Below are 15,989 nucleotides of genomic sequence, written 5' to 3'. Positions count from 1 at the left end.
CACCATGGAGATCACCGTCCGCACCGACGCCGCACTCGGCGCCCAGGCCACCGACTTCGACCACCGCACCGCGAGCGAGGAGGACATCGCCCGGCTCAAGGAGGCGGTCTACCGGCACAAGATCGTGGTGCTCAAGCAGCAGGACCTCTCCCCGCGCGACTACCTCGACCTCGGCCGCCGGCTCGGCCGCCCCGAGACGTACTACGAGGAGATGTACCAGCACCCCGAGGTGCCCGAGGTGTTCGTCTCCTCCAACGTGCCGGAGGACGGCAAGCAGGTCGGCGTCCCGAAGACCGGCAAGTTCTGGCACGCCGACTACATGTTCATGCCGAACCCCTTCGGGCTCACGCTCATCTACCCGCAGGTCATACCGCAGCGCAACCGCGGCACCTACTTCATCGACATGGGCCGCGCCTACGAGCGGCTGCCCGAGGACCTGCGGCAGGAGATCGCCGGGACCCGCTGCGTCCACAGCGTGCGCAAGTACTTCAAGATCCGTCCGCACGACGTGTACCGGCCGCTGTCCGAGATCATCGACGAGGTCGAGAGCAAGTCGCCCCCGGTGACGCACCCGACCACCTTCACCCACCCCATGACCGGCGAGACGGTGCTCTACCTCAGCGAGGGCTTCACCGTCGGCATCGAGGACGAGGACGGCAAGCCGCTCGACGACCTGCTGCTGGACCGCCTCTACGAGGCCACCGGCCAGCGGGACGAGACGTACCGGCACGAGAACATCCACCTGCAGAGCTTCGAGAAGGGCGACCTGCTCATCTGGGACAACCGCAGCCTCATCCACCGCGCCCTGCACACCAGCACCCCCGAGCCCACCGCCTCCTACCGCGTCACCGTGCACGACGAGAAGCCGCTCTACGAGGGCCTGCGCGTCCCCGGGGAGCAGGGCGGGCCGGAGGGGGACCCGCGATGACCGGTGTCCGCGTCCAGGACCCCACCCCCGGCACGGTCACGTCCCACCCCACCGACGGCCCGCTGCTCACCCGCGTGCTGCGGCCGTACAAGCCGGGCTGCGCCTACCTGCGAACGGCCGAGGTGACCCGTTCCGTCGACGGCCGGGTCGCCGTCCACGGCACCTTCGCCATCCCGGAGTCCTGCTACATCGACGACACCGGGCACCTCAACGCCGTCGAGGTCAACATCGCCTACAACCAGATGATGTACTACGCGGTCGCCAAGTCGGTGAAGGAACGGCTGCTGCCGGAGTTCGCCGACTGGACGCTGGAGGACTACTGGCGCCACCAGCTCCCCGACATCCTCATCGTGCGCTTCCGCAGCAACTTCCGCCGCCCCGTCGACCCGCGCGACTTCACCGGCTCCATGGAGTTCACCGGCTTCACCCGCCCCCGGCGCGCCGCGGACGCCCCTCCGCTGCTGCTCGCCGACACCACGTTCCGCTACGCCGACGCGGCGGGGGGACGCTGCGACGGCGGCGTCCAGCTCGCCCTCGTCGGCCTGACCGGGGCGGAGGGCACATGACGCTCCCCACCCTGGTCGAGTCGCTGCGCACCCAGGCCGGGCTGCGCCCCGAGCACCCGGCCGTCCGCTGCGGCCCGCACACCCTCACCTACGCCGAACTCCTCGCCGCCGGGAACCGCGTGGCCCGGCGGCTGCGGGCGGCGGGTGTGCGTCCGGGGGACCGGGTGGCGTACCTGGGCAAGGAGTCCGAGCGCTACTACGAGATCCTCTACGGCTGCGCCCTGAGCGGCACCGTCCTGGTGCCCCTCAACTGGCGGCTCACCGCCGTCGAGGTGACCCACATCCTCGCCGACTCGGGCGCGGCGCTGGTGTTCCTGGAGTCCGCCTTCGAGGACCTGCTGCGGCAGGTGGACGAGGCCGCCCGGCCGCCCCGGCACGTGCTGCTCGGCGAGGACCGGCAGGACGCCTACGCCCGCTGGAAGTCGGCGGACGGACCGGCGGACGCGGCGGCGGCCGACGCGGCGGTTCCCGGGGGCACGGCGGCGGACCTCGTCGAGCCCACGGCGGACACCCCCGTCGTCCAGCTCTACACCAGCGGCACCACCGGGCTGCCCAAGGGCGTCGTCCTGGCCCACCGCTCCTTCGCCGCCGTCCGCACCGCCATGGCGGAGGCGGGCGTCGACTGGATCGACTGGCGACCGCAGGACGTGAGCCTCGTCGGCATCCCCGGATTCCACGTCGGCGGACTGTGGTGGGCCACCCAGAACCTGGCCGGCGGCGCCACCATCGTCGCCCTGCCCGCGTTCACCGCCCGGGACGCCGTGCTGGCGCTGCGCGAACACGGGGTGACGACGGCCTGCGTCGTCCCGTCCATGCTGCGCCTGCTGCTCGCCGAACCCCAGGTCGAACAGGCGGACTTCAGCGGCCTGCGGAAGATCGTCTACGGCGGCTCACCGATCACGGAGGACCTGCTCGAACGCAGCCTCGCCGTGTTCGGCGCCGAGTTCGCCCAGATCTACGGCCTGACCGAGACCGGCAACACGGCCGTGTGCCTGCCGCCGGCCGACCACCGCCCCGGGCAGCCCCGGATGCGGGCGGCCGGCCGCCCCTACCCGGGCGTGCGGGTCAAGATCGTCGACGAGAAGGGGGCCGAACTCCCGGTCGGCCGGGTCGGGGAGGTCTGCCTGGCCACCCCGGCCCGGATGGTCGAGTACTTCGGCCTGCCCGAGCGCACGGCCGAGACCCTCGTCGACGGCTGGGTCCACACCGGGGACGCGGGCCACGTGGACGAAGCGGGCTACGTCTTCATCCAGGACCGCATCAAGGACACGATCATCGTCGCCGGGGAGAACGTCTACCCGGCCGAGATCGAGGACGCCCTGGAGAAGCACCCGGGCGTGGCCGACGCCGTCGTCGTCGGCGCGCCGGACGAGCACTGGGGCGAGCGCGTGCACGCGTGCTGGGTCCCGGCGCCCGGCACCCCGCCGACGCGCCGCGAGCTGCACCGCTTCCTGAGCGAACGGCTCGCCGCCTTCAAGCTCCCCGCAGCCTACGAGGAGATCGCGCACGTGCCGCGCAACCCCAGCGGAAAGATCCTCCGCCGCGAGCTGCGCGACCGGCTGTGGGCGGGCCGCGACCGCAAGGTCAACTGACCCCGCACCCCGTGCCCGGCCCGTCCGGGCGGGCCGGTGTTCCGCGCGCCGCGCGGCCGCCGGCCCGCCCACCGAACGCACCCCAGGAGAGGACGATGAACGAACGAGTCGAGGCCGTCACCGAGGCCTCCTTCCGGGCCGATCTGGCGGAGTTCCTCCACCAGAGCCCCGACGAGGTCGACCTCGGCGAGGGCCCCGTCGACGCGGGGCTGGACTCGCTGCGCGTCAGCACCCTCGCCGAGCGCTGGCGGGCCGCGGGCGTCGAGGTCGGCTACGTCGACCTGGCCGAGCGCGGCTCGTTCCAGGAGTGGTGGGAGCTGCTGACCGAACGGATGACGCGGACGGTGCCCGATGCCCGCTGACCCCGCCGCCACCGCACCCGGGCTGCCCCTGCTGGCCGCCCAGTGGGGCATCTGGGCCGCCCAGCAGTTCGACCCGGACAGCGCCGCCTTCAACACCGCCGAGTACCTCGTCATCGACGGCCCCCTCGACCCGGACCGCTTCCGGGCCGCGGTCCGCCGCGCCATCGCGGAGAGCGACGCCCTGCGCGTCCGGTTCAGCGTCACGGACGGCGTCCCGCGCCAGCACGTGCTGGACGACGGGCCCGCGACGGTGGAGTACGCGGACCTCACCGGCGCACCCGACCCGCACGCCGCCGCGCACCGCCGGATGGCCGCCGACCTCGACCACCGCGTCGACCTGGGCACCGAACCCGTCTTCGCCCACGCCCTGTTCCGCACCGGCCCCGAGCAGCACCTCTGGTACCACCGGGTGCACCACATCGCCCTGGACGGCTACGGGCTCTCGCTCGTCGCCCGCCGCGTCGCCGAGGTCTACACGGCGCTCGACGCGGGCACGGAGCCTGCCGAACGCACCTTCGGCACCCTGGAGTCGGTCCTGGCTGAGGAACGCGCCTACCTCGCCTCCGAGCGACACGGCCGCGACCGCCGGTACTGGACGGAACGGTTCGCCGACCGGCCCTCCGTGCCCACCTTCGCGGCCAGTGGCCGGACCGCCCTGCCCGCCCGCGACTTCCGCCGCCACATCGCCGACCTCGGCCCCCGGGAGGCCGACCGGCTGCGAGCGCTCGCCGGAGAGCTCGGCGTCACCTGGCCCGACCTCGTCCTGGCCGGGACGGCCGCGGCGCTGCACCGGCACACCCGGGCACCCGAGGTGGTGCTCAGCGTCCCGGCCGCCGCCCGGCTCGGCTCCGTGAGCCTGCGGGTGCCCTGCATGGTCCGCAACATCCTCGCCCTGCGGCTGCCCGTCGAGCCCGGCGACACGCTCCGCGAGCTCGCGGTACGCGCCTCGGCCGAGCTGCGCGCCGCCACCCGGCACCAGCGCTACCGCTACGAGCAGCTGCGCCGGGACACCAGGCTGATCGGCGCCGAGCGGCGGCTGTCCGGGCCGGGCGTCAACATCATGCCCTTCGGCTACGCCCTGACCTTCGGGACGGCGACCAGCACCGCGCACAACCTCACCGCCGGACCGGTGGACGACTTCTCCGTCAACGTCTACGACCGGGGCGAGGGCGGTCTGCGCGTCGCGTTCGACGCCCACCCCGAGCTGTACACCGAGGCCGACCTCGCCGACCGCGCGGGTGAACTGCTCGACCTGCTGCGCACCGGCACGGCCACCGCCCGCGTCGGCCTCGCCCCCGACGCCGGCCGCGCCGCCGGGCGGACGCCGCGCCCCGCCCCCGGCCGCCGGGTCACCGTCCTGAGCGGTGGCCCGCTGCCCGGCCCCGTCCGCACCGTTCCGGAGCTGTTCGCCGCCCGGGTCGCCGAGGACGGCGACCGGCCCGCGCTGGTGGACGGCGACCGCGTGCTCAGCTACGCCGAACTGGACCGCGACGCCCGCACCCTGGCCGCACGCATGGCCCGGCACGGCGTCCGGCCCGGGGCCCTGGTGGCGGTGCTGCTGCCGCGCGGGACGGCGGCGGTCACCGCCGTCCTCGCCGCCTTCGCCGCCGGGGCCGCCTACTGCCCGCTGGACGTCGCGGCCCCCGCCGCCCGCACCACGGCCCTGCTCGACGACGCGGAACCGGCCCTCGTCGTCACCCTCGGCGCCCACGCCGACCGGGTGCCACCGGGCGTCCGGACGCTGCTCCTCGACGAGCCCGGGGCCCAGACCGAGCCGGGCTCCGAACCGGCACCGGAACCGGCGTCGGAGCGGGGGGAGGCGGCCTACGTCATCTTCACCTCCGGCTCCACCGGCACCCCCAAGGGCGTCCGCGTCGGCCACCGGTCGCTGGCCCGGTTCGTCGCGGCGGCGACGGAGCGCTACGGGATCACCGCCGAGGACCGGGTGCTCCAGTTCGCCCCGCTGCACTTCGACGCGAGCGTCGAGGAGCTCTTCGTCACCCTGTGCGCGGGGGCGACGCTCGTCCTGCGCACCGCGGAGATGACCGAGTCCGTCGACACCCTGCTGCGGGCCTGCGAGGCACACGGGGTGACCGTCCTCGACCTGCCCACCGCCTACTGGAACGAACTCGCCTACGCCGTCGCGGGCCGTGCCGTCACGCTGCCCGCGAACCTGCACACCGTCGTCATCGGGGGCGAGAGCGCCTACCCGGAGCGGGTGGACCGCTGGCGGGACACGGTCGGCGACTCGGTCCGGCTGCTCAACACCTACGGGCCCACCGAGGCCACCGTGGTGGCCACCGTGGCCGACCTCGGCGACCCGGAACTCCCGCGCGGCCAGGTGCCGATCGGCCTGCCCCTACCGGGCACCACCGTGGCCGTCGTGACCCCGGGCGACTCCGGCCCCGAGGCGGGCGGCGAACTGTACCTGCTGGGCGACTCGCTGGCCCTCGGCTACCTCGGCCGTCCCGACCGGCAGGCCGCCGCGTTCGCCCCGCTGAGCGAACTGCCGGGCGGCCCGCGCGCCTACCGCACCGGGGACCTCGTCGGGTTCGGCACGGACGGACTGCTGCGCTTCCTGGGCCGTGCGGACGACGAGTTCAAGCTCAGCGGCCACCGGGTGCAGCCCGCCGAGGTGGAGTCGGCCCTGCTCGGCCACCCGCGGGTGCGGGAGGCCGCCGTCGTGGGGCAGGAACTGCCCGACGGCACCAAGCGGCTGGTCGCCCACGTCGTCACCGAGGCCCCGGCGCCGGACGAGACGGAGCTGCGGGCCCACGCCCGCGCGGTGCTGCCCGCCCCCCTGGTGCCCGCGCTGTTCGTCCCGGCGGACCGGCTGCCCCGCACCGGCACCGGGAAGATCGACCGCAGGGCCCTCACCCCGCCCGACGCGGCACCCGGGGCGCCTGCTGCGCCGGAGCCGTCGGCGGAGCAGGAGCCCCCCGACGCGACCGTCGGCGTCATCCTGGAGGTGTGGCAGCAGGCACTCGGCGGACGGCGGCTGACCGCGCACGACGACTTCTTCGACGCGGGCGGCCAGTCGCTCCAGGCCATCCAGGCCGCGAACCGGCTGACGGTACGGCTCGGCCGGGACGTGCGGGTGGCGACGCTCTTCCAGCACCCCACCGCCGCCGGGCTGGCCGCCGCCCTCGCCGCCGCCGACGCCGGCCCGGAGGCGGGAGCGGCCCCGGCCGACCCGGGCCCCGGGGCGGGGACGACGGCCGCCGGGCCGCCCGCCCAGGCGCTGGAGGACGCGCTCCTCCGCCTGCCCGGCCCGGTGCCGTCCCGCCCGGTCACGGGTGCCGACGGGCCCGGACGGGTGCTGCTCACCGGCGCCACCGGCTTCGTCGGCGCCCAGCTCCTGGCCGAACTCCTGCGCCGCACCTCGGCGGAGGTCGTCTGCCCGGTGCGCGCCCCGGACGCCGAGGCGGCCGGGCGGCGGCTGGAGGAGGCGCTGGCGGCCCAGCGCCTGACGCCCGAGCCGGAGGCGGCGAAGCGCATCGTGCCGCTCCCCGCCGACCTCGCCCGGCCCCGGCTGGGGCTGGACGAGGCCGCGTGGGCCGACCTGGCGGCGGGCGTGGACCTGGTCTGCCACAACGGGGCCATGGTCAGCGTCATGCGGGAGTACGCCTCCCTGCGCTCCCCCAACGTGGCGGCCACCCGTGACCTGCTCACGCTGGCCGCCGCCCGGGGCGTCCCGTTCCACCTGGTCTCCACGCTGTCCGTCGCCCCGCCCCGGGCGCTGGCCGCCGAAGTACCGGAGGAGTACCTGCCCGCGCACCCGGGCCTGGTGACGGGCTACCAGCAGTCCAAGTGGGTCGCCGAGCAGCTGGCCCGCGGGGCCGCCGAACAGGGGCTGCCGGTGACCGTGCACCGGCTCGGGCGGGTCACGGGCGAGGCCCGCACCGGGCACGTCAACCCGCAGGACGTGCTGTGGGGGGTGCTGCGCACCGGCGTGCCGCACGGCGTCCTGCCCGAGCTGTTCGAACAGGAGGTGTGGACCCCGGTGGACTACGTCGCCCGGGCCCTCGTCGAGGTGATGCTCGCCCCCGAGCAGCCCGGCGGCGTCCTCAACCACGCCCCCGCGCCGCCCGTCCGGCTCGACGAGCTGTACGCGTCGCTGCGCGCCTACGGCTACCCGGTGCGCTCGGTGCCGATCGCCCGCTGGCACGCCGAACTGACCGCCCGTCCGGCCGCGCGGGAGGGCGTGGCCGCCACCACGCTGTCCTTCTTCGACTCCTGGGAGGCCCCGGACACCGGCGGCGGCGCGGGCCCCGAGACGCTCGACATCGGCACCGTGCGCGCCGAGCGGGCCACGGCGGCGCTGGCCGGCAGCGGGGTGACGTGCCCGGCCCCGGACCGCGCGCTGGTCTTCCGCTACCTCGACCACTGCGTGGCCACCGGCGCGCTGCCCGCACCGGCCGAGCGCGGGTGACGTGAGCGACGGCGGGCGTCGACCGGGAACCCGGGGCGCCCGCCGTCCGACTACTGCACGGAAGGACGTCGTCCCCCGCCGTGCGTTGGAGTCGCCATGCCCTCGTTCCGAACCACCGTCGCCCTGGGCACGGTGCTCGCCACCGCCTGCCTCGGCGCGCTGGGCTGCGCCCCGGCCGACAGCGGCACGACCGGCTCGGCCGAGCCCGCCGCGGCCGTCGGCGAGCGGGAGGCGTGGGAGGGCGAGGGCTACCCGGTGACCCTGGACGTCTGCGGCGTCGAGCAGACCTTCACCGAAGCCCCCGAACGCGTGGTGGTGATGAACGGCGCCTCGGTCGCCGAGGTCTCGACGCTGCTCGACCTCGGCCTGGAGGACCGCATCGTCGCCAACGCCCAGAGCTACGGCCACTCGGAGGTGAAGGGCCGGGCCGAGGCCATCGACGAGCTGCCGACCGGCGACGTCCGCCGCAACGAACTCCAGGACTTCCCCCGGGAGTCGATGCTCGACCTCGCACCGGACCTGGTGCTCTCCACCACCGGCTTCGGGTTCCGCTCGGAGAACGGTTTCGCCACCCGGGAGGAACTCGCCGAGGCCGGCGCCCGCACCTACATACCGCGCACGGGCTGCGACGAACGCGCGGCCGTGAAGGACCCGCCGACCATCGAGGACAGCTACGCCCTCCTCCGCGACCTCGGCGCCGTCTTCGACGTCCGCGACCGGGCGGAGCAGCGCGTCGAAGCCTCCGAACGGCACATCCGGAAGACGGCAGCAGCCGTGCGCGAGGCGCGGAAGAACCAGGGCGACAGCGCGGAGGACACCCCCGACGTCCTGGTCATCTTCGCCAACATGAGCATGGGCGCCAACCCGTACAGCTCCGTCGCCGCGCGCGGCATCTGGAACGACGTCCTCGCCAAGGCCGGGGGCCGCAACGCCTTCGCCGACGCCTCCGCCACCATGTTCGCCGACCTCAGCCCCGAGCAGCTCGCCGCGAAGCAGGTCGACGCCGTCGTCGTCGTCGCCTGGCAGCCCGGGGACGACGCCGACACCTACGCCCGCGACCTCCTCGACGCCTTCCCGCAGTGGCCGGCCGCCCGCGACGACCGGTACACCGTCCTGTCCGACTCGATCTACCTCGGACCCTCCAACCACCTCGCCGTCGAACGCGTCGCGGCCCTGCTGCACCCCGAAGCCGTCCGATGACCCGGGCCACCGCCCCCGTCACCCGCCGCCCGGCGCCGGCCCCCGCCGACCCGAAGGCCCGAGCCGCCCCGCCCCTGCCCCTCCTCCTGCTCGGGCTCACCCTCGCCCTGCTCGCCCTCATGCTGGTCGCCGTGGGCGTCGGCTCCGTCTCCGTGCCGCCGGACGAGACCTGGCGCGTCGTCCTGGCCCAGCTCACCGGCGGCACCGGCACCGACCCCGTCCACACGCAGATCATCTGGGACTTCCGCGTCCCCCGCGTCCTGCTCGCCGCCCTCGCGGGCACCGGGCTCGCCGTCGCCGGGGTCGTGCTCCAGGCCGTCGTGGCCAACCCCATCGCCGACCCGTACGTCCTCGGCGTCTCCTCCGGCGCCGCCCTCGGCGCCGTCCTGGCGCTGTCCTTCCTGCCCCTGACCATCGGCTGGATCGGCGTCTCCTCGGCCGCCTTCCTGGGCGCCGTGCTCTCCGCCGGCCTCGCCTTCCTCCTCGGCCGCCGCGCCGGACGGCTCGCCCCCACCCGGCTCGTGCTCTCCGGAGTGGCCATCGGCTACCTCTTCCTCGCCGCCACCAGCTACCTCCAGCTCCGGGCCACCCCCGGCGAGCTGCGGTCCGTCATGTTCTGGATGCTCGGCAGCGTCTCCGGGGCGAGCTGGCAGCAGCTCCCCGTCGCCGCGACCGTGATCCTCACCACGACGGCCGCGCTCGTGCTGCTGGCCCGGCGGCTCAACACCCTGCTCATGGGCGACGAGTCCGCCACCGCGCTCGGCGTCGACGTCCACCGGCTGCGCGCCGTGCTGCTCGTCCTCGCCGCGCTGCTCACCGGCACCGTGATCGCGGTGGCCGGCGGCATCGGCTTCGTCGGGCTCGTCGTCCCCCACCTCGTGCGGCTGAGCTGCGGCGGGGACCACCGCAGGCTGCTGCCCCTGGCCGCCGTCACCGGCGCCGTCTACCTCGTCGCCGTCGACCTCCTCTCGCGCACCGTGGACCGGCCCAACGAACTGCCGATCGGCATCTTCACCGCGCTCTTCGGCGCCCCCTTCTTCCTGTGGCTGCTGCGCCGCAACACCTCCCTGGACGCCGCGTGAGACTGACCGTGGAAGACCTCTGCGTCGCCCTCGGCGGCCGGCCCGTGCTGCACGACGTGACCCTCGACGCGGGGGAGCGCGAGATCGTCGGGCTCGTCGGCCCGAACGGCAGCGGCAAGTCCACCGTGCTGCGGGCCGTGTACCGCTCGCTGCGCCCCGAGCGCGGCGCCGTCCGCGTCTGCGGCGACGACGTGTGGCGGCTCAGCGCCCGCCAGGCCGCGTGCCGCACGGCCGCCGTCCTCCAGGACGCCACCGGCAACCCCGTCGGGCTCAGCGTGAGCGAGGTCGTCGCCATGGGCCGCACCCCGCACCACGGGCTGCTCGGCCGGGACGACGCGGGCGACCACCGCGCCGTCCGCGAGGCCCTCGCCGCCTGCACCGCCGGACACCTCGCCGCGCGCGAGTTCACCTCGCTCTCCGGCGGGGAACGGCAACGTGTGCTGCTCGCCCGCGCCCTCGTCCAACGTCCCCGGCTGCTCGTCCTGGACGAGCTGACCAACCACCTCGACATCCGGGCCCGCTTCGAGCTGCTGGACCTCGTCCGCTCCACGGGCGTCACCACCCTCGCCGTCCTGCACGACCTCGACCTCGCCGTGCGGCTGTGCGACCGGGTCGTCGTCCTGCACGAGGGCGAGGTGGTCGCCTCCGGGCCGGTGCTGGAGACCCTGACCTCCGCCCTGCTGGCCGAGGTGTTCGGCGTCGCGGCGACCGTCCGCCGGCACGACGACGGCGTCGTCCGCGTCACCTACGCCGCCGACCCCCTCGGCACCGCGGCCCCCACGCCCGTCCGGGGCTGACGCGGCGCCTGAGCGGCGTGCCCGCCGCGTGCGCCTCCCGCTACCGGCCGGCGGTGCCCCGGTCGACGGGGAGGACCGCCGTGTCGAAGCTCAGCTTGCCGACCGGCGTCTCCACCGACACCGTCCCGCCGTAGGGGAACGTGTCCCGCCCCCGGTAGCCGTCCGGGCCCGGGTTCCACATCGTGACGCAGTGCGCCTGGTACGGGTCGAAGATCAGGTAGACCGGGATGCCCGCTCGGGCGTACTGCACGTTCTTGACCTCGTAGTCGTTGCGCACGCTCGTGGGTGACACGACCTCGGCGGCGAAATCGATGAGTTCCGGGGAGTATTGGGTGAGGTTCTTGTCCTTCTCCGCAGCCGGGATGACGGCCAAGTCAGGACAGAACTCGAACTCCTCATCGATCGGAACACTCACATCGCCCATGAGGGCCAGGCCATCCGGCAACTGTGGTTTCAGTGCCGTCCAAAGAGCCACGATGGTCTCGAGGTGGTAGGGGCGGACTGGACTCATCACGATGTTGCCCTCAACGATCTCTGTCGTATAGCCCGGAAACTGGTCCTCCAGGCGGCTGAGTTGTGAGTGCAGGCGGTCCAGATCCGAGATCGTCACGGCGCTCTCCCTTCCATGCCCTCATGGTACGAGCCGAGGCTACGAAGGCACCCGTGCCGCAGCGGCCGGGACCGGGGATGCCACACCCGAACGGGTGACGTGCGGCGGGACCCTTCCCTCAGAGGGGTCAGAGAGAGGGTTCAGAGAGTTCAGAGGGGTCAGAGCGTGAGGCCCCGGAGCGCCAGGTCGGTGAGGGCGCAGACGAAGAGGGCGATGCCGATGAAACCGTTCACCGTGAAGAAGGCGCGGTTGAGGCGGGAGAGGTCGCCGGGGCGCACGATGCCGTGCTCGTAGACGAAGGCGCCCGCGACGATCACCAGGCCCGCCCAGAAGAACCCGCCGGCGTCCGTGGCCAGCGCGTACCAGGCCAGCAGGGCCAGGGTGACGCCGTGGCTGGCGCGGGAGGCGTACAGGGCGGCGGCGATGCCGAAGCGGGCGGGCACGGAGCGGACGCCCTCCGCCCGGTCGGCGGCCACGTCCTGGCAGCCGAAGATCAGGTCGAAGCCGCCGATCCAGATGCCGACGGCCAGGCCGAGGAGCACCGCGTCCCAGGACCAGGCACCGGTCACGGCGAGCCAGGCGCCGATGGGTCCGATCGCCTGGGCGAGCCCCAGGATGGCGTGCGGGTAGGTGGTGAAGCGTTTGCCGTACGGGTAGACGACCATCGGGACGACGGCCAGCGGGGCGAGCGCGAGGCAGAGCGGGTTGAGCAGCGCCGCCGCGCCGAGGAAGAGGGCCAGCGCGATGAGGGCGCCCGTCCAGGCGGTGCGCACGGAGACCGCGCCCGTCACCAGTTCTCGGGAGGCGGTGCGCGGGTTCCGGGCGTCGATCTCGCGGTCGATGATGCGGTTGGCGGCCATGGCGAAGGTCCGCAGCGTCACCATGGCGACGGTGACGAGCAGCAGCGTCCACCACTGCACCGAGCCGCCGTCGCGGTACATCGCGGTGAGTGCGGCGATGTAGGCGAAGGGGAGCGCGAAGATCGAGTGCTCGACCATCACCAGGCGCAGGAACGCCCGGACCCGGCCGGACGGCGCCGGGGTGGGCGGCGGCCCCGTCACGGCCCCCGCCGCGCTCACAGCCCGTACTCCCGCCAGCGCCGCTCGACCTTCGCGGCGGTCTCCGGGTCGGAGGTGACCATCTCGGGCCAGCCGCGCGTGTAGCCCTCCTCAGGCCACTTCTCGGTGGCGTCGATGCCCGCCTTGCCGCCCCAGAACTGCTGGTAGGAGGCGTGGTCCAGGTGGTCGACGGGGCCTTCGACGACGCTGAGGTCGCGGGCGTAGTCGGTGTTGCCGAGGGCGCGCCAGGCCACCTCGTGCAGGTTGTGGACGTCGCAGTCGGAGTCGACGACGATGATCAGCTTGGTCAGCGACATCATGTGCGCGCCCCAGATGGCGTGCATCACCTTCTGCGCGTGCTTGGGGTACTTCTTGTCGATCGAGACGATGGCGCAGTTGTGGAAGCCGCCCGCCTCCGGCAGGTGGTAGTCCACGATGTCCGGGATGATCACCTTGAGCAGCGGGAGGAAGAAGCGCTCGGTGGCCCGGCCGAGGGGGCCGTCCTCCGTCGGGGGGCGGCCGACGACGATCGACTGGAGCAGCGGGCGCTTGCGCGAGGTGACGCAGTCGATCGTCAGCGCCGGGAAGTCCTCCTGCGGCGTGTAGAAGCCGGTGTGGTCGCCGAACGGGCCTTCCGGGAGCATCTTCCCCGGCTCCAGCCAGCCCTCCAGGACGACCTCCGCCTGGGCGGGGACCTGGAGCGGCACGGTCTTGCAGTCCACCATCTCGACGCGCTTGCCCTGCACGAAGCCGGCGAAGAGGTACTCGTCGATGTCACCGGGCAGCGGGGCGGTGGAGGCGTAGGTGACGGCGGGCGGGCAGCCGAAGGCGATGGCGACGGGCAGCCGCTCGCCGCGCCGGGCGGCCACCTGGTAGTGGTTGCGGCTGTCCTTGTGGATCTGCCAGTGCATGCCGATGGTGCGGCGGTCGTGGCGCTGGAGCCGGTAGAGGCCGAGGTTGCGCACCCCGCTCACGGGGTCCTTCGTGTGGGTGAGGCCCAGGTTGAAGAAGGAGCCGCCGTCCTCGGGCCAGGTGAACAGCGCGGGCAGTTCGTCCAGGTTGACGTCGTCGCCCATGCGGACGACGTCCTGCACCGGCGCGTCCTTGACCTTGCGCGGCGGGACGTGCGTCATCCCGGCCAGCTTCCCGAACGCCTCGCGGAAGCCGACGAAGCCCTGCGGGAGCTCCGGCTTCAGCAGTCCGCCGATCCGCTCGCCGATCTCCTGGTACGAGGCGAGGCCGAGCGCCTTGAGCAGCCGCCGGTCGGTGCCGAAGACGTTCATGGCCAGCGGCATCGCCGAGCCCTTGACGTTCTCGAACAGCAGCGCGGGGCCGCCCGCCTTGTTGACGCGGTCGGTGATCTCGCCCACTTCCAGGTGGGGATCGACTTCCGCCTTGACGCGCTTGAGGTCACCGTCACGTTCCAGCGCCCGCAGCAGCGAACGGAGATCGTCGAAAGCCATACGTCCCAGTATCCGGCATGCCGGACAGCCGTCGACGCCGGGGCGCGTACGGCGGCGGCCCGGGCGCCGTAGGCTGGTGCCGTACGCCGCGCTCGCCCGCGCGGAACTCGCGCGGGGTCACCTGCTCTGGGGGCTGTCCACATGCTGAAGGTTCTGCCGGTCCTGCTGCTGCTCGCGGTGTGGATCTACGCCTTCGTGGAGTGCCTCAACACTCCCGAACGGGACGTGCGGAAGCTGCCGAAGGTGGCGTGGATCCTCATCATCCTGCTGTTCACGCCGCTGGGCCCGGTCGCCTGGTTCCTCGCCGGGCGCCCGCGCCGCAACGCGCCCTACGGCGCCGTCCGCTCCGAGGAGCGCCGCTGGGTGGCGCCCGACGACAACCCGAACTTCCTGAAGTCGCTCGACGAGCGCGACGGCGGGCCCGGCCCCGACGAGGGCCCGGCGCCCAGGGACGCCGGGCCGGAGGACCCGCCGCCCGCGCGCTGATCCGCCCCGCACCACCCCCGGTGACGTCCCGCACCACCCGCGGTGACGTCCGCCCGCCCGCCCGGCGGAAGCACGCAAAATGCTGGGCAAATCCCTGGCCGGAAGGAACCGGCCGGACGCACACTCCCTCCTTGGCGATAGCGCATCCGCACCCGAGGGGGAGGCATGGCAGGCATGGAGCGACGGACGCTGCTGGGGCTGGGAGCCGCCGCGACGGCGTCCCTCGCGACGGGGCTGGCCGGCTGCGCCGGACCGTTCCGACGGGACGACTCCGGCCCGGGGTCGACGACCGACGGCGAGGGGCCGGGCAAGAGCGCCGAGTCCCCGCAGCCGAAGCCCATCGGTGACGGTTCCACGGCCGACACCGGGCCGCAGCCGAACCAGCCGCCCGCCCCCACTCCGCTGGAGCCGGGCGAGAAGCCGCCGCAGTTCGTCGTCTTCTCGTGGGACGGTGCCGGGGAGGTCGGCAACGGGCTGTTCCCCCGGTTCCGGAAGCTGGCCCGGGAGCACGGGGCGGCGATGACGTTCTTCCTCTCCGGCCTCTACCTCCTCCCCGAGTCCGAGCAGGCCCGGTACCGCCCGCCGAACAACCCGGTCGGCGCCTCCGACATCGGCTACCTCAAGGACGCCAACATCCGCCGGACGCTGGAGAACCTGCGGGCCGCCTGGCTGGAGGGCCACGAGATCGGCACCCACTTCAACGGGCACTTCTGCGGCGGCGAGGGCTCCGTGGAGCACTGGACGCCCCAGGAGTGGCGGTCGGAGATCGAGCAGGCCCACGCGTTCGTCGCGCAGTGGCGGACGAACACCGGGTTCACGGACCTGGAGCCGCTGCCGTTCGACTACGGCAAGGAGCTGATCGGGGCGCGGACGCCGTGCCTGCTGGGCCAGGAGAACCTGCTCCCGGCGGCGGCCGAGCTGGGCTGGCGCTACGACTCCAGCTCCCCCGGCGGCCTCCAGCAGTGGCCGCGCAAGCGGCAGGGCGTGTGGGACCTGCCGCTCCAGTCGCTGCCCTTCCCCGGGCACGACTTCGAGGTGCTGTCCATGGACTACAACATCCTCGTCAACCAGTCGGGCGGGACGACGAAGGGGCCGCCCGCCGAGTACCCGGCCTGGCGCGAGCAGGCGACGGAGACCTACGTCCAGGGCTTCCTGCGCGCCTACGAGACGAACCGGGCCCCGCTGTTCATAGGCAACCACTTCGAGGAGTGGAACGGCGGCATCTACATGGACGCCGTCGAGGAGTCGCTCAAGCGGATGGCCGGCGGCGGCTACCCGGACGTGCGGCTGGTGTCGTTCCGGCAGCTCGTGGACTGGCTGGACGCCCAGGACGCCGCCGTCCTGGCGAAGCTCCGCGAGCTGCCCGTCGGCCGGGCCCCGGCCGACGGGTGGCGCGCCTACCTGGCCTGACGC

Annotated in this window: 13 protein-coding genes; 10 read left to right on the top strand and 3 right to left on the bottom strand. The window is 73.9% G+C overall.

What is annotated here, in order from left to right; genetic code table 11:
- Positions 1 to 4: 4 nt before the first annotated feature.
- The 8 genes from scoE (at position 5) to IF129_RS20865 (ending at position 10,959) form a co-directional block, all read left to right on the top strand.
- Complete coding sequence (gene scoE, locus IF129_RS20900; protein ID WP_191211305.1) at positions 5 to 928, top strand: (3R)-3-[(carboxymethyl)amino]fatty acid oxygenase/decarboxylase; 924 nt, start codon at positions 5 to 7, stop codon at positions 926 to 928.
- A complete protein-coding gene (gene scoD / locus IF129_RS20895) occupies positions 925 to 1,494 on the top strand; it encodes a (2E)-enoyl-ACP glycyltransferase (protein ID WP_191211304.1) in 570 nt (189 codons plus the stop codon). Before scoE ends, scoD begins: the two co-directional genes overlap by 4 nt.
- Positions 1,491 to 3,086: a long-chain-fatty-acid--CoA ligase gene (locus tag IF129_RS20890; RefSeq protein WP_191211303.1), complete on the top strand. Its 1,596-nt coding sequence runs from the start codon at positions 1,491 to 1,493 to the stop codon at positions 3,084 to 3,086. Before scoD ends, IF129_RS20890 begins: the two co-directional genes overlap by 4 nt.
- A gap of 95 nt (positions 3,087 to 3,181) precedes the next feature.
- Positions 3,182 to 3,448: a phosphopantetheine attachment domain protein gene (locus IF129_RS20885; protein WP_191211302.1), complete on the top strand. Its 267-nt coding sequence runs from the start codon at positions 3,182 to 3,184 to the stop codon at positions 3,446 to 3,448.
- Positions 3,438 to 7,880 carry a non-ribosomal peptide synthetase gene (locus IF129_RS20880; protein WP_191211301.1) on the top strand — a complete coding sequence of 1,481 codons (4,443 nt, stop codon included), beginning with the start codon at positions 3,438 to 3,440 and terminating at the stop codon, positions 7,878 to 7,880. The genes IF129_RS20885 and IF129_RS20880 overlap by 11 nt, the downstream gene beginning before the upstream one ends.
- 96 nt (positions 7,881 to 7,976) lie before the next feature.
- Positions 7,977 to 9,080: an ABC transporter substrate-binding protein gene (locus tag IF129_RS20875; RefSeq protein ID WP_191211300.1), complete on the top strand. Its 1,104-nt coding sequence runs from the start codon at positions 7,977 to 7,979 to the stop codon at positions 9,078 to 9,080.
- 119 nt (positions 9,081 to 9,199) lie between these two features.
- Positions 9,200 to 10,162 carry a FecCD family ABC transporter permease gene (locus IF129_RS20870; protein ID WP_224755344.1) on the top strand — a complete coding sequence of 321 codons (963 nt, stop codon included), beginning with the start codon at positions 9,200 to 9,202 and terminating at the stop codon, positions 10,160 to 10,162.
- The gene (locus IF129_RS20865) at positions 10,159 to 10,959 is read left to right on the top strand and encodes an ABC transporter ATP-binding protein (RefSeq protein WP_191211298.1); all 801 of its coding nucleotides are present in this window, start codon (positions 10,159 to 10,161) and stop codon (positions 10,957 to 10,959) included. Before IF129_RS20870 ends, IF129_RS20865 begins: the two co-directional genes overlap by 4 nt.
- Before the next feature lie 40 nt (positions 10,960 to 10,999).
- On the opposite strand, the gene IF129_RS20860 is transcribed toward IF129_RS20865, so the two are convergent.
- The 3 genes from IF129_RS20860 to IF129_RS20850 form a co-directional block, all read right to left on the bottom strand.
- Positions 11,000 to 11,569: a Uma2 family endonuclease gene (locus IF129_RS20860; protein ID WP_191211297.1), complete on the bottom strand. Its 570-nt coding sequence runs from the start codon at positions 11,567 to 11,569 to the stop codon at positions 11,000 to 11,002.
- A gap of 158 nt (positions 11,570 to 11,727) precedes the next feature.
- Positions 11,728 to 12,648 (bottom strand): menaquinone biosynthesis prenyltransferase MqnP, encoded by a 921-nt coding sequence (mqnP, locus tag IF129_RS20855; protein ID WP_191211296.1) that lies wholly within the window; start codon positions 12,646 to 12,648, stop codon positions 11,728 to 11,730.
- The gene (locus tag IF129_RS20850; protein ID WP_191211295.1) at positions 12,645 to 14,090 is read right to left on the bottom strand and encodes a menaquinone biosynthesis decarboxylase; all 1,446 of its coding nucleotides are present in this window, start codon (positions 14,088 to 14,090) and stop codon (positions 12,645 to 12,647) included. Before IF129_RS20850 ends, mqnP begins: the two co-directional genes overlap by 4 nt.
- 141 nt (positions 14,091 to 14,231) lie before the next feature.
- Here IF129_RS20850 and IF129_RS20845 point away from each other — a divergent pair, with 141 nt between their 5' ends.
- Both IF129_RS20845 and IF129_RS20840 read left to right on the top strand, forming a co-directional pair.
- Positions 14,232 to 14,576, top strand: coding sequence for a PLD nuclease N-terminal domain-containing protein (locus IF129_RS20845; protein WP_191211294.1), 345 nt, complete (start codon positions 14,232 to 14,234; stop codon positions 14,574 to 14,576).
- A 165-nt stretch (positions 14,577 to 14,741) separates the two neighbouring features.
- Positions 14,742 to 15,986: a polysaccharide deacetylase family protein gene (locus IF129_RS20840; protein ID WP_191211293.1), complete on the top strand. Its 1,245-nt coding sequence runs from the start codon at positions 14,742 to 14,744 to the stop codon at positions 15,984 to 15,986.
- Positions 15,987 to 15,989: the final 3 nt, after the last annotated feature.

Origin of the sequence: Streptomyces chumphonensis (genome assembly GCF_014779715.1) — a bacterium.
Taxonomy (GTDB): domain Bacteria; phylum Actinomycetota; class Actinomycetes; order Streptomycetales; family Streptomycetaceae; genus Streptomyces; species Streptomyces chumphonensis.
Note: the sequence above shows the minus strand (reverse complement) of the source record. Positions and strands in the feature narration are given on the sequence as shown.